The sequence below is a fragment of the Pseudomonas edaphica genome (assembly GCF_005863185.1).
Taxonomy (GTDB): Bacteria; Pseudomonadota; Gammaproteobacteria; order Pseudomonadales; family Pseudomonadaceae; genus Aquipseudomonas; species Aquipseudomonas edaphica.
Genome location: NZ_VBVZ01000965.1, coordinates 1 through 1,420 on the forward strand (window position 1 = coordinate 1; position 1,420 = coordinate 1,420).

General features: G+C 61.5%; 3 protein-coding genes. All 3 read right to left on the minus strand.

What is annotated here, in order from left to right; genetic code table 11:
• Positions 1-79: 79 nt before the first annotated feature.
• From moaE to moaC, 3 genes are read right to left on the minus strand one after another with little or no spacing between them, the layout of a single operon-like run.
• Entirely contained in the window at positions 80-529 is a 450-nt protein-coding gene (gene moaE, locus FEM54_RS32515; RefSeq protein WP_138454278.1) for a molybdopterin synthase catalytic subunit MoaE, read from the minus strand.
• 2 nt (positions 530-531) lie between these two features.
• The gene (moaD, locus tag FEM54_RS32520) at positions 532-774 is read right to left on the minus strand and encodes a molybdopterin converting factor subunit 1 (RefSeq protein ID WP_017135206.1); all 243 of its coding nucleotides are present in this window, start codon (positions 772-774) and stop codon (positions 532-534) included.
• Positions 771-1,244: a cyclic pyranopterin monophosphate synthase MoaC gene (gene moaC, locus FEM54_RS32525; RefSeq protein ID WP_056858942.1), complete on the minus strand. Its 474-nt coding sequence runs from the start codon at positions 1,242-1,244 to the stop codon at positions 771-773. The genes moaD and moaC overlap by 4 nt, the downstream gene beginning before the upstream one ends.
• Between the last annotated feature and the right edge of the window lie 176 nt (positions 1,245-1,420).

The following is a 1,420-nucleotide window of genomic DNA, read 5'->3' on the forward strand; positions in this document are numbered from 1 at the left end:
GTGCCTGTATCGCAGGCAAGCCAGCTCCCACACAAGCCCAGCTCCCACATTTGGATCTCCATCGATCTTCAGCAGATGCTCACTTCCAGCGATCCGCCGCCGCGTGATCACTGCCCCGCCCTTCCACCCAGCGCGTGCCTTCAGGCGTGTTTTCCTTCTTCCAGAACGGCGCCCGCGTCTTCAAGTAATCCATCACAAACGCACAGGCATCAAACGCTGCCTGGCGATGCGCGCTGGCCGCCGCAACAAACACAATCGGCTCGCCCGGCTCCAACGCGCCGATCCGGTGCAGCACTTCCAACTTGAGCAACGGCCAGCGCTGCCCGGCTTCCACGGTGATCTTGGCCAGGGCTTTTTCGGTCATGCCGGGGTAGTGCTCCAGGAACATCCCGGACACATCGCGACCGTCATTGAAGTCGCGTACATAACCGACAAAACTCACCACCGCGCCCACGCCCACATTGGCGGCGTGCATGGCGTTGACCTCTGCGCCGGGGTCAAATGCCTCGGCCTGTACGCGAATGGCCATGCTCAGCCTCCGGTCACGGGCGGGAAAAATGCCACTTCATCACCGGCCTGCACCGGTTCGTCGAGGCTGCACAGCTCCTCGTTGCGCGCACACATCAGGCTGCTCTCGTTGAGCACCGCAAACTCAGGGTCTGCCGCCAACGCCAGTCGCACCGCATCGACGGTAGCGAACTCGCCTTCCATCTCCAGCGAATCGAAGCCTGTCGCTTCGGCGTAACGCGCAAAAAACAATACGTTGATGCTCATGCCTGGTCCGCCTTGAAATGCCCGCTTTTGCCGCCAAGCTTTTCCAGCAGGCGAATACTTTCGATGGTCATGCCGCGATCCACCGCCTTGCACATGTCGTAGATCGTCAGCGCGGCGACACTGGCGGCGGTGAGCGCTTCCATCTCCACGCCGGTCTGGCCGCTGAGTTTGCAGCGCGCGAGGATATGCACGGCGTCCACACCGTCGGCGCGCAGTTCGACCTTGACGCCGGTCAGCATCAGCGGATGGCACAACGGGATCAGGTCGCTGGTTTTTTTCGCCGCCTGGATCCCGGCGATGCGGGCCACGGCAAACACGTCGCCCTTGGGGTGGGCGCCGTCGACAATCATTTTCAAGGTGTCGGGCAGCATGCGCACCCGCGCTTCGGCCACGGCTTCACGGAACGTCACGGCTTTGTCAGTGACGTCGACCATGTGGGCGCGACCTTGGGAATCGAGATGAGTCAGCACAGGGATACTCCTGATCAGGAGCGGCAATTGTAAACCTGTGAGTCAACTTTGCGCAGGGCTGTTTGGCCTTTAAAAAGAACACCGCAACCGTGGCGAGGGAGCTTGCTCCCGCTGGGCTGCGAAGCGGCCCTTGCTCTTTGCTTCAAGAGCATGGGACTGCTTCGCAGTCCAACGGG